Annotated in this window: 21 protein-coding genes and 2 riboswitches; of the genes, 10 read left to right on the top strand and 11 right to left on the bottom strand. The window is 58.3% G+C overall.

What is annotated here, in order from left to right; genetic code table 11:
* Nucleotides 1–77 precede the first annotated feature (77 nt).
* Complete coding sequence (locus OLX72_RS09500) at nt 78–2,090, top strand: M3 family metallopeptidase (RefSeq protein WP_114871411.1); 2,013 nt, start codon at nt 78–80, stop codon at nt 2,088–2,090.
* A 6-nt stretch (nt 2,091–2,096) separates the two neighbouring features.
* Here OLX72_RS09500 and OLX72_RS09505 read toward each other — a convergent pair whose 3' ends face one another.
* The 7 genes from OLX72_RS09505 to OLX72_RS09535 form a co-directional block, all read right to left on the bottom strand.
* Nucleotides 2,097–3,029, bottom strand: a complete 933-nt coding sequence (locus tag OLX72_RS09505) for a 2-hydroxyacid dehydrogenase (RefSeq protein ID WP_114871410.1) — start codon at nt 3,027–3,029, stop codon at nt 2,097–2,099.
* 21 nt (nt 3,030–3,050) lie between these two features.
* Nucleotides 3,051–4,190: a rod shape-determining protein RodA gene (rodA, locus tag OLX72_RS09510; protein ID WP_114871409.1), complete on the bottom strand. Its 1,140-nt coding sequence runs from the start codon at nt 4,188–4,190 to the stop codon at nt 3,051–3,053.
* Nucleotides 4,187–6,130 carry a penicillin-binding protein 2 gene (gene mrdA, locus OLX72_RS09515; RefSeq protein WP_433990341.1) on the bottom strand — a complete coding sequence of 648 codons (1,944 nt, stop codon included), beginning with the start codon at nt 6,128–6,130 and terminating at the stop codon, nt 4,187–4,189. The genes rodA and mrdA overlap by 4 nt, the downstream gene beginning before the upstream one ends.
* Nucleotides 6,127–6,666 carry a rod shape-determining protein MreD gene (locus tag OLX72_RS09520; RefSeq protein WP_114871407.1) on the bottom strand — a complete coding sequence of 180 codons (540 nt, stop codon included), beginning with the start codon at nt 6,664–6,666 and terminating at the stop codon, nt 6,127–6,129. The genes mrdA and OLX72_RS09520 overlap by 4 nt, the downstream gene beginning before the upstream one ends.
* On the bottom strand, nt 6,659–7,561 hold the full coding sequence (mreC, locus tag OLX72_RS09525) for a rod shape-determining protein MreC (RefSeq protein ID WP_433990342.1): 903 nt from the start codon (nt 7,559–7,561) through the stop codon (nt 6,659–6,661). Before mreC ends, OLX72_RS09520 begins: the two co-directional genes overlap by 8 nt.
* A gap of 32 nt (nt 7,562–7,593) precedes the next feature.
* A complete protein-coding gene (locus OLX72_RS09530; RefSeq protein ID WP_205388988.1) occupies nt 7,594–8,622 on the bottom strand; it encodes a rod shape-determining protein in 1,029 nt (342 codons plus the stop codon).
* Between the two features lie 188 nt (nt 8,623–8,810).
* A complete protein-coding gene (locus tag OLX72_RS09535) occupies nt 8,811–10,385 on the bottom strand; it encodes a 2-isopropylmalate synthase (RefSeq protein WP_433990343.1) in 1,575 nt (524 codons plus the stop codon).
* Nucleotides 10,386–10,723: 338 nt separating this feature from the next.
* Here OLX72_RS09535 and OLX72_RS09540 point away from each other — a divergent pair, with 338 nt between their 5' ends.
* Nucleotides 10,724–11,389 (top strand): SDR family NAD(P)-dependent oxidoreductase, encoded by a 666-nt coding sequence (locus OLX72_RS09540; RefSeq protein WP_433990344.1) that lies wholly within the window; start codon nt 10,724–10,726, stop codon nt 11,387–11,389.
* Between the two features lie 27 nt (nt 11,390–11,416).
* Here OLX72_RS09540 and OLX72_RS09545 read toward each other — a convergent pair whose 3' ends face one another.
* Nucleotides 11,417–12,811: an MORN repeat-containing protein gene (locus OLX72_RS09545; protein ID WP_114871402.1), complete on the bottom strand. Its 1,395-nt coding sequence runs from the start codon at nt 12,809–12,811 to the stop codon at nt 11,417–11,419.
* 157 nt (nt 12,812–12,968) lie between these two features.
* Between OLX72_RS09545 and OLX72_RS09550 the strand changes: the two genes are divergently transcribed.
* Entirely contained in the window at nt 12,969–14,627 is a 1,659-nt protein-coding gene (locus OLX72_RS09550) for an NAD+ synthase (protein WP_114871401.1), read from the top strand.
* 21 nt (nt 14,628–14,648) lie between these two features.
* Here OLX72_RS09550 and OLX72_RS09555 read toward each other — a convergent pair whose 3' ends face one another.
* The gene (locus OLX72_RS09555; protein WP_433990345.1) at nt 14,649–14,894 is read right to left on the bottom strand and encodes a zf-TFIIB domain-containing protein; all 246 of its coding nucleotides are present in this window, start codon (nt 14,892–14,894) and stop codon (nt 14,649–14,651) included.
* Nucleotides 14,895–15,017: 123 nt separating this feature from the next.
* Here OLX72_RS09555 and OLX72_RS09560 point away from each other — a divergent pair, with 123 nt between their 5' ends.
* Nucleotides 15,018–16,349: an NAD(P)/FAD-dependent oxidoreductase gene (locus OLX72_RS09560; RefSeq protein WP_114871400.1), complete on the top strand. Its 1,332-nt coding sequence runs from the start codon at nt 15,018–15,020 to the stop codon at nt 16,347–16,349.
* Nucleotides 16,350–16,391: 42 nt separating this feature from the next.
* Here OLX72_RS09560 and OLX72_RS09565 read toward each other — a convergent pair whose 3' ends face one another.
* Nucleotides 16,392–17,312: an MBL fold metallo-hydrolase gene (locus OLX72_RS09565; protein ID WP_433990346.1), complete on the bottom strand. Its 921-nt coding sequence runs from the start codon at nt 17,310–17,312 to the stop codon at nt 16,392–16,394.
* A 106-nt stretch (nt 17,313–17,418) separates the two neighbouring features.
* Between OLX72_RS09565 and OLX72_RS09570 the strand changes: the two genes are divergently transcribed.
* Both OLX72_RS09570 and gltX read left to right on the top strand, forming a co-directional pair.
* On the top strand, nt 17,419–17,847 hold the full coding sequence (locus OLX72_RS09570; RefSeq protein ID WP_433990347.1) for a DUF1801 domain-containing protein: 429 nt from the start codon (nt 17,419–17,421) through the stop codon (nt 17,845–17,847).
* Nucleotides 17,848–17,916: 69 nt separating this feature from the next.
* Entirely contained in the window at nt 17,917–19,242 is a 1,326-nt protein-coding gene (gene gltX / locus OLX72_RS09575; protein WP_114871397.1) for a glutamate--tRNA ligase, read from the top strand.
* A 48-nt stretch (nt 19,243–19,290) separates the two neighbouring features.
* On the opposite strand, the gene OLX72_RS09580 is transcribed toward gltX, so the two are convergent.
* On the bottom strand, nt 19,291–19,887 hold the full coding sequence (locus OLX72_RS09580; protein WP_433990348.1) for a gamma-glutamylcyclotransferase: 597 nt from the start codon (nt 19,885–19,887) through the stop codon (nt 19,291–19,293).
* 85 nt (nt 19,888–19,972) lie between these two features.
* On the opposite strand from OLX72_RS09580, the gene OLX72_RS09585 reads away from it, so the two are divergent.
* From OLX72_RS09585 to gcvP, 4 genes are all read left to right on the top strand, one after another.
* Nucleotides 19,973–20,434: an RrF2 family transcriptional regulator gene (locus tag OLX72_RS09585; RefSeq protein ID WP_433990349.1), complete on the top strand. Its 462-nt coding sequence runs from the start codon at nt 19,973–19,975 to the stop codon at nt 20,432–20,434.
* Nucleotides 20,435–20,455: 21 nt separating this feature from the next.
* Nucleotides 20,456–20,544: riboswitch (glycine riboswitch) on the top strand.
* Nucleotides 20,545–20,622, top strand: a riboswitch (glycine riboswitch).
* 92 nt (nt 20,623–20,714) lie between these two features.
* On the top strand, nt 20,715–21,839 hold the full coding sequence (gene gcvT, locus OLX72_RS09590; RefSeq protein ID WP_114871395.1) for a glycine cleavage system aminomethyltransferase GcvT: 1,125 nt from the start codon (nt 20,715–20,717) through the stop codon (nt 21,837–21,839).
* 31 nt (nt 21,840–21,870) lie between these two features.
* The gene (gene gcvH / locus OLX72_RS09595; protein ID WP_114871394.1) at nt 21,871–22,230 is read left to right on the top strand and encodes a glycine cleavage system protein GcvH; all 360 of its coding nucleotides are present in this window, start codon (nt 21,871–21,873) and stop codon (nt 22,228–22,230) included.
* A gap of 91 nt (nt 22,231–22,321) precedes the next feature.
* Nucleotides 22,322–25,171 carry an aminomethyl-transferring glycine dehydrogenase gene (gcvP, locus tag OLX72_RS09600; RefSeq protein WP_114871393.1) on the top strand — a complete coding sequence of 950 codons (2,850 nt, stop codon included), beginning with the start codon at nt 22,322–22,324 and terminating at the stop codon, nt 25,169–25,171.
* Nucleotides 25,172–25,180 lie beyond the last annotated feature (9 nt).

Raw genomic sequence — 25,180 nt, forward strand, 5'->3', positions numbered from 1 at the left:
CGATGGCAAGCTAATTTCCAACCACCACTGGACCATGCTGTGTGCGAAGCCTAGCTTGCCGGACAAAGGAGAATGAAATGACGAACCCGCTTTTGCGCCCGTGGACGACGCCATTTGGAGTCGCCCCCTTTGATGAGGTTTCCGACAGCGATTTCGCCCCGGCCCTTGAAACCGCTTTGGAACGGCACCGCGCCGAGATAGACGCGATCGCGCATAATCCGGACGCACCCGACTTTACCAATACGATCGAAGCACTGGAGGCGGCGGGCCACGATCTGGATCAGGTTCTTGCCGTGTTTTTTACCGTTGCAGGGGCCGACAGCAATCCGTTACGCGAAACCCTGCAACGTGATTTTTCACCCAAACTGGCAGCGCATTTTTCCGAGATTTCTTCCAACAAGGCGTTGTTTTCGCGGGTCGCTGCTCTTTGGGCGCAGCGTGACAGTCTTGCCCTGACGCCGGAACAGGCCCGCGTGCTTATGTTGACCCATCGCGGGTTCGTACGTGCCGGCGCTGCGCTGGACGGTGACGAAGAAACGCGCATGAAAAAGATCAAATCGCGGCTGGCCGTATTGGGAACCGAGTTTACCCAGAACCTGCTGGCTGACGAACGCGAATGGCTGCTGCCATTGACCGAGGACGATCTGGATGGCTTGCCGGATTTTGCGATCAAAGCGGCGCGCTCCGCCGGAGTGGAGAAGAACGCAGGCGGGCCGGTTGTGACGTTGTCGCGATCTGTCATTGTTCCGTTTCTGCAATTCTCCGACCGGCGAGACTTGCGTCAGACCGCTTATATCGCGTGGTCAAAGCGCGGCGCAAATGGCGGCGCGACAGACAACCGGGATATTGCCGCCGAAATACTGGCGCTGCGGCAGGAACGCGCGCAGCTTTTGGGCTATGACAGTTTTGCCGATTACAAGCTTGAAACCGAAATGGCCAAAACCCCGCAGGCCGTGCGCGATTTGTTGATGGCTGTATGGGAACCGGCCAAAGCGCAGGCGTTGTCGGACGCAGACGTTCTGACCGAGATGATGCACAAAGACGGGTTCAACGGCGATCTGGAGCCGTGGGACTGGCGTTACTATGCGGAGAAAAGGCGTAAAGCTGAACATGATCTGGATGAGGCGGCGCTGAAACCTTATCTGCAACTGGACCGCATGATAGAAGCCGCTTTTGCCTGCGCGAACCGGTTGTTCGGCCTGTCGTTCAAGCCACTGGATATCCCGCTTTATCACCCAGACTGCCGCGCGTGGGAGGTAACGCGAAACGGCCAACATCTGGCGGTTTTCATAGGTGATTATTTCGCCCGTGGGTCAAAACGGTCTGGCGCCTGGTGTTCCGCAATGCGGGCACAAGCGAAATACCCGAAAGAACAGACCCCTATCGTGATAAATGTCTGCAACTTTGCCAAGGGCGATCCGGCTTTGTTGTCATATGATGACGCGCGCACGCTTTTCCATGAATTCGGGCATGCGCTGCACCAGATGCTGTCTGATGTGACCTATGAAAGCGTTTCGGGCACATCCGTGGCCCGTGATTTCGTTGAATTGCCCAGCCAGCTTTTCGAGCACTGGCTGGAAGTGCCCGAAGTCCTGTCAGAATTCGCGACGCATTGTGAAACGGGTATACCGATGCCGCAGGATATTCTGGACAAGGTATTGAAGGCGGCAAATTTCGATATGGGCTTTGCCACGGTCGAATATGTTGCATCGGCGCTGGTTGATCTGGAGTTTCACAACGGCGCGGCCCCCACGGACCCCATGGCGCGTCAAGCCGATGTTCTGGCAGATCTGGGCATGCCACACGCCATCGGAATGCGCCACGCCACACCGCATTTTGCCCATGTCTTTGCGAGCGACGGGTATTCCAGCGGCTATTACAGTTACATGTGGTCCGAAGTCATGGATGCGGATGCATTTGCGGCCTTTGAAGAGGCTGGAAACGCCTTTGATCCGGTTCGTGCGGCGGCTCTTGAAACCCACATTCTGTCGACCGGTGGTTCACAGGATGCCGAAGCGCTTTACAAGGCGTTCCGCGGTCGTTTGCCCGGCGTCGAGGCGTTGCTGAAGGGACGCGGGCTGGCGGCCTGATCGGGGTCAGTATCCCAGATCGCGGTCCACCAGATGCAACAGCGGTTCGCCGGCTTCGCTGCGCGCGATGTTTTCGGCCACCACTTCGGCACAGGTTTCCGCACGGGTTTCAGCGGCGATATGCGGCGTGACCGTTACAGACGGGTGCGCCCAGTAGGGATGATCTGCGGGCAACGGTTCCACCCGGAACACATCCAGCGTGGCGTGTGCAATCTGGCCGCTGTCCAGCGCGGCAAGCAGTGCCGTGTCGTCAATCAGCGGCCCGCGCCCCGGATTGATGATGAACGCCCCGCGCGGCATCATGGCCAGTGTTTGTGTATTCAACGTGTTTTCGGTGTCGGGCGTATTCGGCAATAACAGGATGCAGATTTGCGCTGTTGACAGCGCCTTTTGCAATCCATCCTTTCCGTGCAGGCATGTGATCCCGGGTACGGATTTTGGCGATCTGCTCCACCCTGTGACTGGAAACCCCAGATTGTCCAAGGCATGCGCGGCCGACAGGCCCAATGCGCCCAGACCCAGAACTGTCACAGGCCGGTTCTGTGCCAGAGGCGGGGCACCGGGGCGCCAAACGCCATCCTGTTGCAGGATATGCGCGTCCATTCCCAGATGATTCCGCAGGCTGTGCCCGACAACCCATTCTGTCATGCCTTGCGTCAGGCCGTGATCCACCATCCGGGTCAACGGTTGCGTCAGTGTCTTGTTGCCGACAATCGCCTCGACCCCGGCCCAAAGGTTAAGAACCGCCTTGGTACGGGTGAACGGGGTGAAATCCTGTAATGCGCTATTGGGGGCGTAAACGATGTAATCAACGTCCTCTGGCGCAAAGGCGAGCCCCAGATCATAATCCAGCCCACGCGCATCCAGTTCGCGGGTCAGTGGCCCTTTGTAATCTTCCCAACGCTCTTCAGCGGCGGCAAACAAGATATTGATAGTCATGAAAGGCTTTCTTTTTGGGGATTATCGAGGGCGGTGGACATGTGCGCTTTGAACCAGGCCAAAGGCGATCATAAGGACAAGCATGGCAGACCCGCCATAGCTGACCATCGGAAGCGGGACGCCCACAACCGGTGCCAGCCCCATGACCATCGACATGTTGACCGCAAAGAACAGAAAGAAGTTCAACGCGATGCCCAGAGTAAGCAAAGAGGAAAACCGGTCTTTTGTCGACAAGGCGGTATAAACGCAAAACACGATGATCAGCAGATAAAGCACAAGCAAAGATATCCCTCCGACAAAGCCGAATTCTTCGGCAAGTGTCGTAAAGATGAAATCCGTGTGCTTTTCCGGCAGAAAGTTCAGCCGTGATTGTGTGCCCTGCATAAAGCCGCGCCCCGTCCAGCCGCCCGAGCCAAGCGCGATCTTGGATTGCGTGATATGATAGCCCGCGCCCAGCGGATCGGTTGACGGATCGATAAAGGTATCAATCCTGCGGAATTGGTAATTGGCCAGCAACTGCCAGTCTGTGCCACGGCTTTTGAACACCGCGGTAATCAGCCCGATGCTGCTGGCAACGACAGCCGCGAAATAGGCCCAGTGCACGCCAGCGACAAACATCAGACCACCGCCAGCGGCCAACAGCAGAATGGCGGTTCCCAGATCCGGTTGCCGCAAAACAAGAAACGTAGGAAACAGGATCACGATCACAGGGATCAGAACCCAGAATGGGCGGGATTTGCGGAAACTTGGCAACCAGTCGTAATAAGCTGCCAACAGCATCACCAGCGTGATTTTCATCAATTCCGAAGGTTGCAGGCGCATGAAGCCAAGATCGATCCAGCGTTGCGCCCCCATGCCCACCGTGCCAAACAATTCGACCATGATCAACAAAGCCACAGAGACGCCATAGGCGACCACGGCCATGTTTCGCCAGAACCAGATCGGCACCATGGCGACAAAGATCATCAATACCATGCCCAGAACGAACCGTTTCATTTGCGGTTCGGCCCAGGGCGTGAACGACCCACCCGCCACGGAATACAGCATAAGAAAGCCAATGCTTGCGACGGCGATCAGCAAGACGGTCAGGGGCCAGTTCAGATACAGAATCTTGCGGACGCCTGCAGGAACGGATTTGACGGAATGTTCAAGATAGCTCATGCGCGGCCCCGGCCATCAATGTCGGCAATCGGATGGATATCTTTCAGTCGTTCCTGTTGGGCCTTGATCCGCGCGCGATCACCTTCGGGATAGGCGGTCAGCGGGGGCGTTTCGCCGTAAAGGGCTTGCAACATCAGGTCGCGTGCAATGGGGGCCGCAGCCTTGGAGCCGCCGCCGCCGTGTTCAACAACCACCGAAACCGCAAATTTCGGACGATCCATCGGTGCAAAGCTGACAAACAGGGCGTGGTCGCGCCGTTCCCATGGCAGGTCTTCGTTGCGGATCACGCCACTGCGCCGTTCGGCGGCTGTGATGTTGCGGACCTGGCTGGTTCCGGTCTTGCCGGCCATGCGGAACGCATCTTCTATGATCCGGCTGCGATAGGCGGTGCCCCTGCGATCATTGCTGACGGCGAACATGGCCTTGCGCATCTTGCGCAGATTGTTTTCGTTCATACCCATCGGTTCGCCCGCGCCGCTGGGTTCTTCAACGCCGTCGATCGTGCGGATCAGGCGCGGTGTAACTGAACGCCCTGTGGCAAGCCGCGCAGACATCACCGCCAGTTGCAGCGGAGATGCCAGCATAAAGCCCTGTCCGATGGAAGAGTTCGCGGTGTCCCCGATCCGCCATTCGGAATCGTGGGTTTGCAGCTTCCAAAGCTTCGTGGGTGTCAGACCTTCGGCTATGGCGGACATTGGCAGATCGTGGCGCACGCCCAAGCCGAACCGGTTGGCCATAGCAGAAATCTTGTCGATCCCCACCTTCAGTGCCAGATCGTAATAATACACATCGCAACTTTGCTTGAGAGAGTCTTCCAGGTTCATGAACCCGTGACCCGCCCGCTTCCAGCAATGGAATTTGCGCCCGCCGACGTCCAGATGGCCGGGGCAATACACGGTTTCATCCGGTGTAATCAGGCCTTCTTCCAGCGCTGCCATTGCGGTGATCATTTTGAATGTCGATCCGGGCGGATAGGTGCCTTGAACAGATTTGCTGGCCAGGGGGCGGTATTTGTTGTTCAGAAGGCTGGAATAGTCCGCTGATGAAATACCGCGCACAAACAGGTTCGGATCAAAAGTCGGCGCCGATCCGATGGCATAAAGATCGCCTTCGTCACAATCCATAATTACGGCGCTGGCGGCTTCGCCGACCAGGCGCGCCTGCAAATAGGCTTGCAGCTTGTGATCAACCGTCAATTGGATGTCAGACCCGGCCTGACCTTCACGGCGATCCAGTTCGCGCATCACGCGGCCGGTGGCGTTCACTTCAACCCGCTTGGCACCTGCCTTGCCACGCAATATTTCCTCGCGCTTGGCTTCAAGCCCGACCTTGCCGATCTGGAATCGCGGAATGCGCAACAACTGGTCGGGGTCTTCGATCCGTTCCAGATCATAATCGCTGACCGCGCCGACATAGCCTACGACATGGGCAAAATCCGATCCCCGCGGATAGACGCGGCTTAGCCCGACTTCGGGTGTAATGCCTGGCATGGCGGGGGCGTTCACGGCGACCTTGCTGACATCTTCCCACGATACCTTGTCGGCAACAGTTATGGGCAGAAACGGGGCGCTGCGCCGCATTTCTTCCATCGCACGGTTCAGTTCATCGTCGTCTAGTTCGATCAGCTGCGACAGGTTGCTGATAACCTTGTCCACATCGCCAGTATCTTCGCGCACGATGACGATCCGGTAACTGGGAACATTCTTGGCGATCGCGGCCCCGTTGCGATCATAGATTTCGCCACGCTCTGGCGGGATCAGGCGGATGTTGATGCGGTTTTCTTCGGCCAAAAGGCGGAACTGGTCGGCCTGTTCGACCTGAAGATGACGCATGCGGAACGCAAGCGCGCCGGCAAATGCCAGTTGTACGCCACCCAGCAACAGGGCGCGGCGACTGAGCAAGCGGTGGCTGCCGTCGATATCGCGTTTGGTTTTCTTCATGCGCCACGTCTTACCAGATCAACATCGCCCGGTGCAATTTTGCGCACACCCATGACAAACTGGGTGAAGGCGACGACAAAAGGATAGCACAGAACAGTCATACCCATCTGCAAAAAACTAAGCGAAAAGGCGGCTTGTGGAACGACCAGAATACTAAGCACCAATCGGTTTCCAAGGGCTATGGCAATCATCACAAGCGCAACGGCTGACCATTCGCTCAGAAACGGGGCCTCGCGCAGCGCGCGCGCGCGTGTTTTGAGGTTTTCTGTGCCCAACAAAACCAGCAATGCCAACAGACCGGGCGGTCGCTGCAACAGAAGATCACCCAACAGCATCACCAGTGCCACGCTGAGTGCCGGTACATAATCCGGCCGCCGCAATGCCCATGCAAAGGCCAGAGCCATGATGATATCTGGCCCTGCCCAATTGCGCGGCGTTGTGTCTAGTGGCAACAGATGCAGGAACATCACGAACATGCACAGCGCCACAAAGGCGGCACGCATGAGCCACAGCCGCGATACCGTCAACTCAGCCATCCGGCGCCTCGGATATGTCTGAGGTTTCGCCACCCTGCGCGGGTTTCACGATCTGGCTGGGGTCTGCGATTGGCTCGGCGCCATGGTGGCGCAGGACCCGAAGAAACTCCAACCGCTCATAATCCGCAGCCAGCCGGACGCGCAGGCGCCCTGCCGGATCGGCTGCGATCTGTCCGATCAGCAAACCGGCCGGAAAAACACCGCCATCACCGGATGAAATGACCCGGTCACCGGGCCGCACCAGATCGGGGTTTTCCAGAAACTCCACAGGCGGGGCCGCCGTGTTATCGCCCGAGATCATGGCCACCTGACCGGAGGGTTGCACCGTTGCCGGAATGCGGCTGGTCGTATCAGTCAGCAGAATGACCCGTGCCGTGTTTTTTCCGACGCCGGAAATGCGCCCGACAAGGCCGATACCGTCCATCGTGGCCCAACCATCCATGATCCCGTCCCGCGCGCCAACATTCAGCAAGACAGATTGGCGAAAGGGCGATCCGCTGTCGGCCAGAACAACCCCGGTTATATAGGTCAGCCGCGGATCAAGGCGCACATTGTTCAGGTCCAGCAGGCGGGCGTTTTCCTGCTCCAGCTGAAGTGCCGCTTCCTTCCATGCCTGCATCTGGCGCAATTCACTGCGCAATTCGCGGTTCTGTTCGGAAAGGCGCTGATAGCTTTGGAAATCCCGGATCAGATTGACAAAGCCTGTGACCGGCGCCATCGCCCACTCCAGATTGGGTGCCAACGCGTCAGTCACCTGCGCGCGAAACCGTTCAACCCGCGGGCTGTCGATCCGCCAGACCAGAAAAATGGCCAGCAGACACAACAGCAACACCCCCATCAGCAATCGCCGCAGGGGACCTGTGTAGTCTTCGCCGTTTGATCTGTCTTTGGCCAATGTGTTCCCTTTGATGCCAAAGGGTGGTTGGGTTAGCTGTCGTAGTCAATCGCGTGGCGCAGCTGTTTTTCGTATTCCAGCGCTTTGCCAGTGCCCAATGCAACGCAATTCAGGCTTTCGTCGGCGATCGATACGGCCAGTCCTGTCTGTTCGCGCAGGGCAAGATCAAGATCCCCCAGCAGCGCGCCACCACCGGTCAGCATGACGCCGCGGTCGACGATATCGGCGGCAAGGTCGGGCGGGGTCGCTTCCAGCGCTGTCATCACCGCTTCGCAGATCTGCTGAACCGGTTCGGCCAGTGCCTCGGCCACCTGTGCCTGACTGATTTCGATTTCCTTGGGCACGCCATTCAACAGGTCACGGCCGCGGATTTGCAGGGATGTGCCCCGCCCGTCATCGGGCATACGTGCGGTGCCGATTGTGGTTTTGATCCGTTCCGCCGTTGATTCCCCGACCAGCAGGTTCTGCTGGCGCCGCAGATAGGAAATAATCGCTTCGTCCATACGGTCGCCGCCAACGCGGACAGAACGGGCATAAACAATGTCTCCAAGGCTCAACACTGCAACCTCGGTGGTGCCGCCGCCAATATCGACGACCATGTTGCCCGTCGGATCCGTGATCGGCATGCCGGCCCCGATGGCGGCTGCGATGGGTTCTGCAATCAATCCGGCGCGGCGGGCGCCTGCGCTTAGAACAGACTGACGGATCGCGCGTTTTTCCACCGGTGTTGCGCCATGCGGGACGCATACGATGATCTTGGGCTTGGAAAACGTGGATCGTTTGTGCACTTTGCGGATGAAATGCTTGATCATCTCTTCGGCGGTGTCGAAATCGGCAATCACGCCTTCACGCATCGGGCGGATCGCTTCGATCGAACCGGGGGTGCGGCCCAGCATCAGCTTGGCATCTTCGCCAACGGCCAGCACCTTCTTGACGCCGTCCTTGATGTGGTACGCGACAACCGAAGGTTCGGACAGCACGATGCCGCGGCCTTTGACATAGACCAGTGTGTTTGCCGTCCCCAGATCGATCGCCATATCCGACGAAAAGAGACCGCTCATTCTACCCAACCACGACATACGCCTGTCATCCTGCTTGTTTTTCTTGTGGACCCCCGAGTCAGGCCCGGGGGGCCATGTCTGTATAGGCCTCGCACCTGTCCGGTGAAAGGGTTGTTTGCAAGGGCAACGGCACGAAGTTGCCCAAATACACAGGGCAGTCCGCGCCGCTTACCGGTGTGGCGCCGGCCTTACCCGACGTCCTTGTAGTTGATTTCCCGTTTGTCGGCACCGGGCCCGGTTTTTTCGCGTCGCACCAGCAGCCGGTTCAGCGCGTGGACATAGGCGCGCGCGCTTGCCACGACGGTGTCGGTATCCGCCGACTGACCGGTCACGATACGCCCGTCTTCTTCCATGCGGACAGACACCGTGGCTTGCGCGTCGGTACCTTCGGTGACCGCGTGCACCTGATAAAGTTGCAGGCGCGCTTCGTGCGGGACCAACGCCTTGACGGCCTTGAAAGATGCATCCACGGGGCCGTCGCCGGTTTGGGTTGTGCTATGCTCGGCGCCATCAATGATCATTGTCAGATCGGCAGTTTGCGGACCATCCGTACCGCACACCACGCGCAGCGACTTGATCTGCAAACGGTTGTTTTCGGCGTCATCGCCGACACGCATCAGGGCAATCAGGTCGTCATCGTAGATTTCCTTCTTGCGATCTGCCAGTTCCTTGAACCGGACGAACACGTCTTTCAACTGGTTGTCGCCCAGTTGAAACCCGAGATCCTTCAATTTGGACCGCAACGCGGCGCGTCCGGAATGTTTGCCCATCACAATGTTGGTTTCGGTCAGGCCCACATCTTCGGGGCGCATGATTTCAAAGGTTTCCGCGTTCTTCAGCATGCCATCCTGATGGATGCCACTTTCATGGGCAAAGGCGTTCTTGCCTACAATTGCCTTGTTGAACTGCACCGGGAAACCGGACACTGCCGCCACCCGACGGCTGATGTTCATCAGTTTCGTGGCGTCGATCCGGGTTTGATAGGGCATGATATCATTGCGCACTTTCAGCGCCATCACGACTTCTTCCAGCGCGGTATTGCCGGCGCGTTCGCCCAAACCGTTGATGGTACATTCAATCTGCCGCGCGCCGCCTTCGACGGCGGCCAGCGAATTGGCTGTCGCCATGCCCAGATCATTATGACAGTGGGTGGCGAACACCACCGCATCCGCGCCCGGTACCTTTTCGATCAGCATCCGGATCAGATCGGCGGATTCGATGGGTGCGGTATAGCCGACCGTATCGGGGATATTGATGGTCGTGGCACCGGCCTTGATCGCGATCTCGACAACCCGGCACAGGTAATCCTCTTCGGTGCGGGTGGCATCCATGGGCGACCACTGCACGTTGTCGCACAGATTGCGCGCATGGCTGACTGTGTCGTGGATGCGGTCGGCCATTTCATCCATATTCAGGTTCGGAATGGCACGGTGCAGCGGAGAGGTGCCGATAAACGTGTGAATGCGCGGGAACTTGGCGTGTTTCACCGCCTCCCAGCAGCGATCAATATCGCCGAAATTGGCGCGGGCAAGGCCACAGATAACGCTGTTTTTGGCGTTTCGTGCGATTTCGGACACGGCATTGAAATCGCCGTCCGACGCGATGGGAAAACCGGCCTCGATGATATCGACGCCCATTTCATCCAGCAGGCCGGCGATTTCCAGCTTTTCGGCATGGGTCATCGTGGCGCCGGGGCTTTGTTCGCCATCGCGCAAGGTGGTGTCAAAAATCAACACACGGTCCTGTTGTGTTTTGTCAGTCATTTTGGGGTCTCTTCTGTTCTGATCCTAATTTCCTTGGCGCGCGTCGGCCTCCTCTGAGCGGGCGCGCCGGAAGGCACGCTCAGAGGCGGATTAGGATCAGTAGGGCAGCATTACGCAGCGCGCGAATGCGCGTGCCTGTCGAATGCATATGCCCGTTTCCTGTCATGACTGCAGTTATAACCACGTCGATTCAAAATAAAAGAGGTGTTTTCGCAGAAAGCCGAAGCAATGCGAGGCACCGAAACCCGCTATGCGGTCTTTCCCTTTGCGCGGGCAAGATTTGCGAGAACCGCAGGATGGCAGTTGATAAACACTCTGAACCTTCTAACTGGCACCTTATGAAACGCGCATTGATCATAGGGTCGTCCGGCGGAATCGGATCGGCAATCGCAGCAGAATTGCGGGGCAACGGCACCGAAGTCGACACGCTTTCGCGATCTGAAAACGGGTTTGATCTGACAGATCCGCAAACTGTCGAGGACGCATTGCAGCGGCTTTCTGAACCCTACGATCTGGTTCTGGTGGCAACCGGTGCGCTTGAAATCAACGGGGCAGCGCCTGAAAAATCCGTTCGCGCCATTTCTGCCAAGGCGATGGCCGATCAGTTTGCGGTGAACGCAATCGGCCCGGCCCTGATCCTGCGCCACGCGATGCGCCTTTTGCCAAAGGACAGCTGGTCCGTCTTTGCGGTTCTTTCCGCGCGTGTCGGTTCGATCGGTGACAATCAGATCGGCGGCTGGGTCAGTTACCGCGCGGCCAAGGCGGCGGTGAACCAGATCGTGCACACCGGCGCGATCGAACTGGCGCGGACGCACCCGCATGCAATCTGTGTGACGCTGCACCCGGGCACGGTGCAAACTGCGTTTACAGAAAAATATCTGGGGCGGCACCCGTCGGTTCCGGCGCAAGAGGCGGCGCAAAACCTGTTGCGTGTGGTGTCCGGATTGAATGTGGACGACACCGGCGGGTTTTTCGATTGGGCCGGAAAGCGCGTGCCCTGGTGAAAATCAGACGCAGCTGTCTGACTGCGGTCAGCCGCCGTCGGTAAGCGCCCCGTTTTCCCAGTTTCCGCTGGCTTCCTGCCCGGTGGAGTAGCGCATCGTGCCTGTGCCCTGACGTTTGCCCCCTTCGAAAGAGCCTTCGTAAATATCGCCGTTGGCATAGGTCGCAATGCCTTGTCCGCTGATTTCGCCGTTCTTCCAGTCGCCGGTGTACTTGAACCCGTCAGCCATCACGATTTCACCCTGACCATGACGTTTCCCATCCACAAACTCGCCCGTATAGACCGTTCCGTCAGGATAGGTGGCTTTGCCGTGGCCGTGGCGCTGTCCGTCTTTCCATTCGCCTTCATAGCGATAGCCGTCTGCGTAGGTCATCACACCTACACCGTGATTGCGCGCATTCAGAAACTCGCCTTCGTAGACGACACCGTTTGTATAGGTTGCCTTGCCCGGGCCTTCGATCACGCCCGCCACCCATGATCCTTCATAAATGGACCCGTCCGGATAGGTGATCTTTCCGATACCATCGGCCAGATCGGCGCTGAACTGGCCTGTGTAAACTGACCCGTCCGGATAGGTCACGGTGCCTTCGCCCTCGATCTCTCCGGCCACCCAACTGCCGGTGTAGACGTATCCGTCGGTTCCGGTGAACGTGCCCTGACCCTGTCGCCTGTCGTTGACAAAGCCGCCGACATAGACATCACCGTTTTCGTAAGTGACCTTGCCCTGACCCTCGCGGCGTCCGGCGACCAGTTCGCCTTCGTAGACATCGCCGTTGGGTTGCGTCAGCACCCCGGTGCCTTCGATCTGGCCCGATTTCCACATGCCCACATAGGTCAGGTCGTCGGGCATCGTCAGGGTGCCGGTGCCGTCACGCTCGCCGGCCTTTATCTGTCCGTCATAGATGGCACCATCCGGATAGGTGATCACGCCCATGCCTTCTTTCACGCCATTGACCCAATCGCCGTTGTATTCATAGCCACCGGGTGATTGCATGACGCCCTTGCCGTGGTGCTTGGCATTGCGGAACGATCCTTCATAGCGCACGCCATTGGCATAGATCGCGATTCCGTTGCCGGTAATGGCGCCATCCAGCCATTCGCCTTCATAGGTGCCGCCATCGGCAAAGGTGATTTTGCCAAACCCTTCCGGTTTGCCTTTTGCAAAGTTGCCTTCGTAAACAGAGCCGTTCGGAAAACGGGCAACGCCATTGCCCTTGATCTCGCCCTCGACCCATTCGCCGGAATACTCGTACCCGTTTGGCAATGTGTAGGTGCCGGTGCCATGTTGCAGGCCGTTACGGAATGTTCCCTCGTAAACGCCCCCATCGTCATATTGCTTGGTCAGAACGGCAGCGTCCTGCGCCAGTAGGGATGTCGCGGAAAGTGCGGCACAAAAAACAAGGGTGGCGATCGTGTGCTTCATGTCATGTCCTGATTAACGTTCGGGCAACGTGCCGGGAAAACCTAAGATGTTGCGCGGCTCGGGGCAATGTCTTTTGCCGATCAACCGTTGCGGCGGGCTTTCCCTTGCGCGCTGATCTGCTACATGGGCAACACAGATAACGAAGGATCAGGGCACAATGGCCGACCGATTTCGAGTGACACTGGCGCAGCTGAACCCGACGGTGGGCGATCTGGCAGGCAATGCAGCCCTTGCGAGGGATGCATGGGAACAGGGGCGCGCAGCAAATGCTGACCTTGTGGCGCTGCCTGAAATGTTCATAACCGGATACAACACACAGGATCTTGTGTTGAAACCGGCATTTCTGAACCACGCCCAGGCGCATATCGAAGCTCTGGCCGAAGAATGCGCAGACGGCCCCGCACTGGCCATCGGCGGGCCATGGATAGAAAACCGCAAGCTTTACAATGCCTATTTCATTCTGAAGAACGGCAAGATCGCCAGCAAATCGCTAAAGCATCATCTGCCCAACGAAACGGTGTTCGATGAGGTGCGAATATTTGATTCTGGCCCTTTGGGCGGCCCGTATAATGTGGGTAACACGCGCATCGGAAGCCCGATCTGCGAAGATGCCTGGCACGAGGACGTGGCCGAAACACTGGCCGAAACGGGGGCGGAATTTCTGCTGGTGCCAAACGGATCGCCCTATTATCGCGGCAAATTCGAAACCCGCCTGAACCATATGGTGGCGCGGGTGGTCGAGACCGGATTGCCGCTGATCTACCTTAATATGGTGGGTGGTCAGGATGATCAGGTGTTTGATGGCGGGTCTTTCGGGCTGAACCCCGGCGGGGAACTGGCCGTGCAATTGCCGGTTTTCGATCAACTGGTGACCCATGTCGATCTTGAACGCACGGATCAGGGGTGGCGGATTGTCGAAGGGCTGCGCGCCTCGTTTCCGGACAGTCTGGAACAGGATTACCGCGCCATGGTCGAAGCCTTGCGTGATTACATGCGCAAGACCGGTTTCAAAAAGGTTCTGTTGGGCTTGTCGGGCGGGATCGACAGCGCGATCGTGGCCACCGTCGCTGCAGACGCGATTAGCGCCGAAAACGTGCGCTGTGTCATGTTGCCTTCGGAATACACGTCGCAGTCGTCTCTTGATGATGCGAAATCTGTCGTGTCGGCATTGGGCTGCCATTACGACACGGTGTCGATCGCGCAGGGGCGCGCGGCCATTACCCAAACGCTTGCCCCGCTGTTTGAAGGGATGGAACCCGGCCTGACCGAAGAAAACATCCAGTCGCGATTGCGCGGACTTTTGTTGATGGCGATGAGTAACAAGTTCGGCGAAATGCTGCTGACCACCGGCAACAAATCCGAGGTCGCCGTCGGGTATGCGACGATCTACGGGGATATGGCGGGTGGCTACAATCCGATCAAGGATTTGTACAAGACCCGTGTTTTTGAAATCTGCCGCTGGCGCAATGCCAACCATCGCGACTGGATGATGGGCCCGTCCGGGGTGATGATTGATCCGCGTATCATCGACAAACCACCTTCAGCCGAATTGCGCGAAGATCAGAAGGACAGCGACAGCCTGCCGTATTATCCGGAGCTTGATGCAATCCTGAACATTCTGGTGGATCAGGACGGATCGGTTGCCGATTGCGTCGCCGCCGGATTTGACCGCGAGACGGTCAAAAAGGTCGAGCATCTGATCTATATCAGCGAATACAAACGGTTCCAGTCTGCCCCGGGCACACGGCTTTCGCCGCGCGCCTTTTGGCTGGACCGGCGGTATCCGATCGCGAACCGGTGGCGCGATCCAAGCTAGGGCGCCAGGTTCGCTGCGTCCTCAGAAATCGAAAATCTCGCTCAGAAAGCTTTCCTTGCGCTTTTTGCGATAGGGTTTGTCGCTATAGCGCTGCTCTTCATGACGGGGGGCTGCGGCCTGCGGCGCGGCGGGCGGCACAGATCGTTCGATGATCTTGTCCAGTTCACCCCGATCCAGCCAAACCCCGCGGCATGTCGGGCAATAATCAATTTCGACACCGCTGCGGTCAGACATGACAAGGGTCGTATCGTCTATCGGGCATTTCATCGGGGCCATCTCCATCTTGGTTCAAAAGTTACTAAATCCTGTCTTTGAAATGGGTGTTTTTATCGGATTTTCAATGCACGAGACTTGTGTAAGCTGCCGAAAACAATTGAAAGTCAGCATCCTATGCCCGGCCCCACTCCAACCGCTGTGATCGGTGATACGCAATTGCCCAAACGCGTTGATGTTGTGGTGATCGGTGGTGGCATCATCGGTGCGATGGCGGCGCTGGAACTGGTCGAGCGGGGCATTTCCGTTGCGCTGTGCGAAAAGGGTGAAATCGGGGCCGAGCAATCCAGCCGGAACTGGGGCTGGGTGCGGATGGCGGGGCGCGACGCGCGCGAAATTCCCCTTATGGATGTTGCCATTCAGGCGTGGCAGGGCATGGACAAGCGATTGGGCCGCAAAACCGGCTATACCCGCACCGGCAGTATTTTCGCGGCCTCTTCAGACCGGATTTTTTCGCGCTATCAGGATTGGACGCGTAATCTGACAGATCGTCAAATGACGTGCCACATGGTGTCCGCCGCCGATCTTGAGGGTCTGTTGCCGCGCAACAACATGCAACTGGCGGGCGCGATGCAAACGCCGATGGATGGCCGCGCGGAACCGCAATGGGCGGCACCTGCCATCGCCGAAGCGGCGCGGGATGCGGGCGCGCATGTTCTGACAGGCTGTGCGGTGCGGACAGTTGAAACCAGTGCCGGCGCGGTGTCGGGGGTTGTGACTGAAAAGGGTGAAATCGGTTGTCAGGCGGTGGTGCTGGCGGGGGGCGCATGGTCGCGCCTGTTTGCGGGCAATGCGGGGATCGAACTGCCGCAATTGAAGGTGCTGAACTCTGTTTTGCGCACAACGCCGATCAGGGACGGGCCGGATGTTGCGTTTCGAGGCGACAAAATCGCATTCCGCAAACATGCCGATGGCGGGTACATCATCGCGTCCAGAGAAGAAAACGTGTTTGACCTTGTGCCTGACAGTTTCCGCCTTGCGCGGGCGTTTTTCCCGGCACTTCGCGCGGAATGGAAGGCGATTTCCTTTCGGCTTTCGGATCGCTGGTGGCAAGAGGCACGGATGAAACGCCACTGGCGGGCAGACGACACGTCGCCGTTTGAAACCTGTCGCATCCTTGATCCCGTGCCGTCGGCCAAAGCCCGTGACCATGCCTGGACTGCTGCCCGCGCCGCATTTCCGTTTCTGCAGGGGGTCGAAATCGCGCAAAGCTGGGCTGGTTTGATTGATGTGACACCGGACGCCATCCCGGTCATTTCGCCCGTTACAGACAGGCCCGGATTGTACATTGCGACAGGATTTTCCGGCCACGGGTTCGGCATCGCGCCGGGGGCGGGGCGGCTTGTGGCCGATCTGATTACAGGTGCGCCGCCTACCGTCGATCCGCACGATTTTCGCCTGTCGCGGTTCAGCGATGGCAGTAAAACCGTGCTGGAAACCGGGTATTGAAGGCACAAGGCAGGTCCGGGCCTGCCTTGTGCTGTTTTGGTCCTAAAGCATCAACTGATAGCTGTGCGGAACGTACCGAAATCCGCTGTCGCGGGTTTCGACATACCCGAACGCGGGCCAGGGCATGTGGTACCCGACAAACGGGATTTTATCGGCCGCCATCATATCCAGCATCTTGCGACGCGTGGCGGCAGCAGCGGCCTTGTCCATGTCAAATTTGACCTCCCAGTCGGGATAGCCCAGCGACCAGACATAATGGTTGGCAAAATCCGCACCAAGTACCAGTTGTTTGCCGTCTGATTCGATCATGTATGCCATGTGGCCCGGGGTGTGTCCGAATGCAGCCATCGCTGTGATGCCGCCGACCACGCTGCCACCATCATCCAGAAATGTCATCTGGTCGGCCAGGGGGCGCACTTTGGTTTCGAACCCTTCGTTTTCGGCTTTGCCCCAGGCATCGAATTCGGTTGTTCCGGTAACGTAGCGCGCGTTGGGGAATGTCGGTGCGTCACCTGTCATCAGACCGCCGATGTGATCGCCATGCATGTGCGTGATCACGACAACGGTGATCTGATCGGGCGTGTATCCGGCTGCAGCCAGTGCGGCGGTCGTGCCTTCGCCCGATAAGCCTGTATCGAACAGAACCAGTTCGGATCCGGTGTTCACAATGGTCGGGGTGAAAAAGAACTGGGCCTGATCGACCGGCAGATTGTTGGCAGCCGAAACCGAATTGAATTCATCGGCGGGCACGTTCATCCCGAAAATCGCCTGCGGATCAGGCACGGCGCGCGTACCGGCCAATAGTGTGGTCACGTCATAGCCACCCAACGTGACCCGCATGTAGGGGGCCATCGATGCGCCCATCATCGGGGCCGATGCGCTTGCCTGTGTGGCAAGGGCACTGGAAAGGGGCAGGGCGGCGGCACCGGCCAATGCGGCGCGGCGGGTAATTTTCTGTGTCATTCAACTGTCCTCCTGTTGATTGCTTTGAAATAGGGTCGGTGCCGGTTTTGTCGTCAAAGTGTAACGCTGACGTGATCGAACGAAACAATTATGCTAGGTTTCACAAATGACCGGAAACAAGACGCAAATGTCAGACACTGATGTCGCGGGTTTTCTGGATCGGGTTGTCCCGGCGGCAAAACGCAACGATGCGCAGGTGCTGGATACCCTGTTTCGCCGCGTTACCGGGTATCAACCCCGCATGTGGGGGACATCCATCATTGGCTACGGCACCTATCACTATGTTTACGATTCAGGTCGGGAAGGTGATTTTCTGGCGACAGGGTTTTCGCCGCGCAAGGCGGCGCTGTCGATCTATATCATGCCCGGTTATGCCGATTTCACAGAGATTCTGGGCCGCCTTGGCAAACACAAGATCGGAAAATCCTGTCTTTATGTGAACAAGCTGGCGGATATCGACACTGATGTTCTGGCCGAACTGATAGGCGCGGGACTGGCAAATCTGAATGCGCGTTGGCCCGTTACGCCAACTTAACGCGGTTTCGCGCCTTCTGGACAAAGCCCATGCCCTGTGACAGGACAGCGCCGACGCTGGAGATATCACATGACCATTACCCGTTTTGCCCCGTCCCCAACCGGTTACATCCATGTTGGCAACCTGCGCACCGCGCTGATGAATTACCTGATCGCCCGCAAGGCCGGCGGGACGTTTATCTTGCGGATCGACGATACGGATGCGGAACGCTCCAAGCAGGAATATGTCGATGGGATCATGCGGGATCTGGAATGGCTGGGCCTGGAATGGGACAGGGTGGAACGTCAATCAGACCGTTTGGACCGCTACGCCGCGGCTGCGGACGAACTGCGCGCAAAAGGCCGTTTTTACGAAGCATTCGAAACCCCGACCGAACTGGACCTGAAGCGCAAGAAACAGCTGAACATGAGCAAGCCGCCGGTTTATGACCGGGCGGCTTTGTCCCTTTCGGATGCGCAAAAGGATGCCTTGCGCGCCGAACGTGGTCCGGGTGTGTGGCGGTTCCTGCTGGACCATGAACGCATCGAATGGGCTGATGGCATTCTGGGCGATATTTCGATCGATGCAGCGTCCCTGTCCGATCCGGTTTTGATCCGGGGTGACGGGCAGGTTCTGTACACGCTGGCATCGGTGGTGGATGATATCGAAATGGGCGTCACGGATGTGGTGCGCGGATCAGACCATGTGACCAACACAGCCACGCAAATCCAGATCATCAATGCGCTGGGCGGAACGCCGCCGCGGTTTGCACATCATTCGTTGCTGACGGGGCCGCAGGGCGAAGCGTTGTCCAAAAGATTGGGCACACTGGCGCTGCGCGACCTGCGTGAGCGCGGCATCCAGCCGATGGCGCTGCTGAGCCTGATGGCCCGGCTTGGATCGTCCGATCCCGTTGAAATCCGCACCGATATGTCCCAGTTGATCGATGGCTTTGACATCAGCCATTTCGGGTCCGCACCGACCAAGTTCGATGCCGATGACCTGTTGCCGCTGACCGCCCATTATTTGCAGGCGCAGCCGTTCAACGCCGTCGCGGAACAGGTTGCCGAAATCGGTGTACCGGCCCATCTTGCAGAGCCTTTCTGGGACGTGGTCAAGGACAACATCACGACGCTGAACGATCTTGAAAGCTGGTGGGACATGCTGTCGAAGGGGGCCACACCGGATATCGATCCGGAAGATGCGGAGTTTGTCGACACGGCGCTGTCGATGTTGCCGCCTTTGCCCTACACGCCTGACACATGGGGCAGCTGGACCGCCGCTGTAAAAGACGCGACCGGTCGCAAGGGGCGCGGTCTGTTCATGCCGTTGCGCAAGGCGTTGACCGGACAGGCGCACGGACCGGATATGTCGCAACTGATGCCTTTGCTGCAAAACCCGCCCCGCCGCAAATAGCCCGGGCTGGCTAAACGTTTATCCGGCCTTTGGCGGAAACCAGCCAATCTAGCGTTTTGGACTCAAGCCTTCTGGCTGGTCAATGCGCGCCGACAGAGCTTCGAGATTCTGATCGACGAAGCGGCGTTCAAAGTCTGTCAGGCTGCGATGGCGGGCATAGACCGGCGCGGCGCGGTCATTCAGGATCGGGGCCTCCCATCCATCGGTCGTTTCGAAAAACCGTAATGCGCCTTCGACGCCGAATTCGGTCAGATAGCCCTGAACGACCACGTCTATGTAGCTGAGAAGGATCGGATGCCTGGTATCGGGCGCGTGGTTCTGGTCAGGCGCGACGGTGTAAAGGTGGATGGCTGGCCGGTGATCAAGGTCGTGCCTGATCTGATCGGATGCGGCGACACGATCATAGGCCCATTCGCGGGCATCCAGCGCGGCCCAGTCTGCCCCGGGAACAGATGCAATCAGCCCGTCTATTCTGCAAGACGGATCAGGAACCACGGTCAGAAAGGCAACCGGGCGTTTGCCCGTATGGCGCCACAGACGCCGCCAGCCCTGTGCCGTTGCACGGGTCGGATTGCCGTAATCATGCGTGGTCCGGTTCACCAGAGAACCGTAACCGAAGAAATAGGGAGGAGGCATGTGTGTCATAAAAATAGGGCGCTTGATATAGGTCAAACCTGTTTCGGGCGGACTGTGCCAAGGTATTGTACCGAATGGCAACAGGTGAACGCGCGTGCGGATAACCAAACGAACCAACATAGCCGTCAGATTGCTGATGTATTGCGCAGCCCACCCCGGCAAGCTGGTTACAAAAAACCAGATCGCGACCTGCTGCAACATTTCAGAAAACCATCTTGCGCAAGTGATCAACCAACTCAGTCAGCTGGGATATTTGCATACGCAGCGGGGGCGCAATGGCGGCTTAAGTCTTGCCAAGGCGCCGGGCGATATCCGGATCGGTGATGTGTTTCGCAGTGTCGAGGCCAACACACCGATTGCCGAGTGTTTTGCCGATGCCGACAATACATGCCCCTTTACCAATGCTTGCCGACTGAGAGAGGCCCTGACAAAGGCCGCTGCCGCGTTCTTTGCGGAACTGGACGACGTGACGCTGGACGGGCTGGTGTGTGGCAACGAGGCTTTGATCGCGATGCTGAATCCATCGCAATGCAATCAAGACCGCTTGTCAGCGTGAATGTTGCATACTACCGTATACCCTATTGAAACGGGAGAATCGGCGCAGCGCCGATGCCGAAGGAGCAACCGCCCCGGAAACTCTCAGGCCTAAAGGACCGTTTCAACCAAAACACAGACTCTGGAGAGTGGCGTTTGCGCGCCCGCCGAAGGGATAACGATCTCAGGCAACAGGACAGAGGGGGCATCAGGCGTCGGACCCACAAGGGCTGGCGATCAGGTGCCGGTATGTTCGGGGTTTTCCAGACAGCCAATGGCACACAAAAAGGGGGAGTTTTGGCGTGTCGGATTTGTTGCATACGGCTTTGTTTGATCTGCATGTGGAACTGGGTGCAAAAATGGTGCCCTTTGCCGGATACGCGATGCCGGTGCAGTATCCGATGGGCGTCATGCAGGAACATTTGCACACGCGCAGTGCCGCAGGCCTGTTCGATGTCAGCCATATGGGTCAGGTGCTGTTGCGCGGAGCGTCCTGGGATGCGGTTGCCCTGGCCTTCGAAGCGCTGGCGCCGGTGGATGTTCTGGGATTGGCAGACGGGCGGCAACGCTACGGGTTCTTTACCAATGAAAAGGGCGGGATCGAAGACGATCTGATGTTCGCGCGCCGTGGTCAGGATCTGTTTGTCGTGATCAATGCCGCGTGTAAGGAAACCGATCTGCGACTGATGCGGGCGGGTTTGCCTGCTGATATCATGATCGAGGTTCTGGAGGATCGCGCTCTTATCGCGTTGCAGGGCCCGAAGGCAGAAACTGCACTTGCCCGTCTGGATCCTGCTGCGGCCAACATGCGGTTCATGGATGCCGCGCCTTTAGATCTGAACGGAATTGCCGTCTGGGCCTCCCGATCGGGGTACACGGGCGAGGACGGGTTCGAAATTTCGGTTGATCAGGGCGATGTCGAACCCCTGGTACGCACCCTGCTGGAGATGGAAGAGGTTGCGCCCATAGGTCTTGGTGCGCGCGACAGCCTGCGGCTTGAGGCCGGTCTGTGCCTTTACGGACAGGATATGGATGCTGGCACCACACCTTCATCTGCCGCTCTGACTTGGGCCATCCAAAAGGTGCGCCGCGCGGGCGGTGCGCGGGCAGGCGGATTTCCCGGTGCCGATGTGATACTTGCCGAATTCGAAACGCCGTCGCCATCCGTTCGCGTCGGTCTGTCACCGCAGGGGCGCGCGCCCATGCGCAGCGGCGTCGCGCTTTTCGCCGATGAAACATCCGATGTTCAGATCGGGACTGTCACCTCTGGCGGGTTTGGCCCCAGTGTGCAGGCCCCCGTTGCCATGGGCATGCTGAACCGCGAAAACGCCGCAGCCGGCACAACCGTTTACGGCGATGTGCGGGGCAAACGCCTGCCGGTAGCGGTTGTCAAACTGCCCTTTGTGGCGGCGGGTTTCAAACGTTAAACACAACTATCACCAGCAGGAGAACGACCAAATGAAGTTTACCGAAGAACATGAATGGCTGCGTCAGGACGGCGACGAGATCGTCGTTGGCATCACCGAACACGCCGCCGAACAACTGGGCGATGTTGTGTTTGTGGAATTGCCCGAAGTCGGCCGTGCGATCACCAAAGACGAAGAGATCGTCGTGATCGAAAGCGTCAAGGCCGCATCGGATATTCTTGCGCCGCTGGACGGAGAGATTACCGAAGTGAACGAGGTTCTGACCGATGAACCGGGCAAGGTAAACGATGATGCGGAAGGCGAGGCGTGGTTCTTCAAGATGACCGTCGCGGACCCGTCGCAACTGGACGACTATATGGATGAAGCAGCCTACAAGGCCTTCATCAGTTGATCTGACAGCGCAGCCTGTGCGTTGACACGGCTGCGCTTTTTGCCAGGACACAGCAAAGGCCCATGGTTCTTTGCCTTTCAGGGAGTGAAAAATGCCGTTCAAGCCAATCGACTATCTGCCTTATGATTTTGCCAACCGCCGCCATATCGGGCCGTCCCCGTCTGAAATGACCGAGATGCTGCGTGTGGTCGGTGCCGACACGCTTGACGCCCTGATTGACGATACGCTGCCCCCCGCGATCCGGCAGAAGGAACCGCTGGACTTCGGCAAGGCAAAATCGGAACGCGAACTTTTGTATCACATGAAAAAGGTCGCTTCGAAAAACAAGGTTCTGACCTCGTTGATCGGTCAGGGGTATCACGGCACGGTTACACCGCCCGCGATCCAGCGCAACATTCTGGAAAATCCCGCGTGGTACACGGCCTACACTCCCTATCAGCCCGAAATCTCGCAAGGGCGGCTTGAGGCGCTGTTGAACTTTCAGACCATGGTCAGTGATCTGACGGGGCTGGAGATTGCCAATGCGTCGCTGCTGGACGAGGCCACGGCCTGCGCCGAAGCAATGACCATGGCGCAACGGGTGGCCAAATCCAAGGCCAAGGGCTTTTTCATCGACGAAAACTGCCACCCGCAGAATATCGCGGTGATGCAGACGCGTGCAGCGCCTTTGGGGATCGAAGTGATCGTCGGATCGCCTGACAACATTGATCCCGATGCCGTGTTCGGCGCGATTTTCCAGTATCCGGGAACCTACGGACATGTGCGCGATTTTACCGATGCCATTTCGGCCCTGCACGGGGCCAATGCAATCGGCATCATCAGCGCCGATCCACTGGCCCTGACTCTGTTGAAAGAACCGGCGGAAATGGGTGCCGATATCGCTGTCGGCTCGACACAGCGGTTTGGTGTTCCGGTCGGATATGGTGGCCCCCATGCCGCCTATATGGCGGCGCGGGATGCGTATAAACGCGCGATGCCCGGGCGCATTGTCGGGGTGTCGGTGGATGCCCACGGCAACCGTGCCTATCGCCTGTCGCTGCAAACGCGCGAACAACATATCCGCCGCGAAAAGGCCACGTCCAACGTGTGTACCGCGCAGGCTTTGCTGGCCGTCATGGCAGGGTTTTACGCGGTATTTCACGGCCCCGAGGGGCTCAAGGCGATTGCGCAGCGTATCCACCGCAAAACCGTGCGTCTGGCCAAGGGGCTGGAAGCCGCCGGTTTCAACGTGGAACCCGAAACTTTCTTTGACACGATCACTGTGGATGTCGGCCTGCTGCAACGCGGCGTGTTGCACGCGGGCGTGCGCGAAGGTGTCAACCTGCGCCGCGTCGGCGATACAAAGATCGGCATATCGCTGGACGAGTTGACCCGCCCCGCCACGATTGAAGCGGTCTGGCGCGCGTTCGGGATTATGATGGATGACGATCTGATCACGCCGGCCTACCGTGTCCCGGAAGATCTGGTGCGCACGACGGAATTTCTGGAACATCCGATTTTTCACATGAACCGTGCCGAAACCGAAATGATGCGCTATATGCGCCGTCTTGCTGACCGCGATCTGGCACTGGACAGGGCGATGATACCGCTGGGATCGTGCACGATGAAGCTGAATTCGGCGGCGGAAATGATGCCGATCAGCTGGCCCGAGTTTTCGCAGCTACATCCGTTCGCGCCCAAAGATCAGGCCGAAGGATATAGCGAACTGATCACCGATCTGAGTGACAAACTGTGCCAGATCACCGGGTATGACGCGATTTCCATGCAACCCAATTCCGGCGCGCAGGGCGAATATGCGGGCCTGTTGACCATATCGGCCTATCACCGCGCCAACGGGCAGGGGCATCGCAACATTTGCCTGATCCCGATGTCGGCCCATGGTACGAACCCCGCCAGCGCCCATATGGTCGGGTGGGATGTGGTGCCTGTAAAATCCGATGCGCGAGGCGATATCGATCTGGAAGATTTCCGCGCCAAAGCAGAAAAACATGCCGAAAATCTTGCCGGATGCATGATCACGTATCCGTCGACCCACGGCGTGTTCGAGGAAACGGTGATCGAGGTGTGTAACATCGTGCACACCCATGGCGGACAGGTCTATATTGACGGTGCGAACATGAACGCGATGGTCGGCCTGTCGCGCCCCGGTGATCTTGGCGGCGATGTCAGCCACCTGAACCTGCACAAGACGTTCTGCATCCCGCATGGGGGCGGTGGCCCCGGCATGGGCCCGATCGGTGTCAAATCGCACCTGATCGAACATCTTCCCGGCCATCCGCAAACAGGCGGTGTACAGGGGCCGGTTTCGGCCGCGCCTTATGGATCCCCGTCGCTTTTGCCGATCTCGTGGGCGTATTGCCTGATGATGGGTGGTGAAGGCCTGACGCAGGCAACACGGGTTGCTATCCTGAACGCCAACTACATCGCCAAGCGGCTCGAAGGGGCGTTTGATGTGCTGTACAAGGGTCCGACAGGCCGGGTGGCGCATGAATGCATCATTGATACGCGCCCCTATGAGGACAGCGCCGGCGTGACGGTAGAAGACATTGCCAAACGTCTGATTGATTGCGGCTTTCACGCCCCGACGATGAGTTGGCCCGTGGCGGGCACGCTGATGATCGAACCGACCGAAAGCGAAACCTGCGCCGAGCTGGACCGGTTCTGCGATGCCATGCTGGCCATCCGCGCCGAAATTGCCGATATCGAAGAGGGGCGGATTGATCCGGTCAACAACCCGTTGAAGAACGCGCCTCACACGGTCGAGGATCTGGTAAGCAAATGGGACCGGCCCTATACGCGCGAACAGGGGTGTTTCCCCCCGGGTGCGTTCCGCGTGGATAAATATTGGCCCCCGGTCAACCGTGTCGACAACGTTTATGGCGATCGCCATCTGGTCTGCACCTGCCCGCCGATGGAGGATTACGCCAAGGCGGCAGAGTAAACGGCAAAA

This window comes from Sulfitobacter sp. TBRI5 (genome assembly GCF_051013555.1).
In the GTDB taxonomy this organism is placed as follows: domain Bacteria; phylum Pseudomonadota; class Alphaproteobacteria; order Rhodobacterales; family Rhodobacteraceae; genus JL08.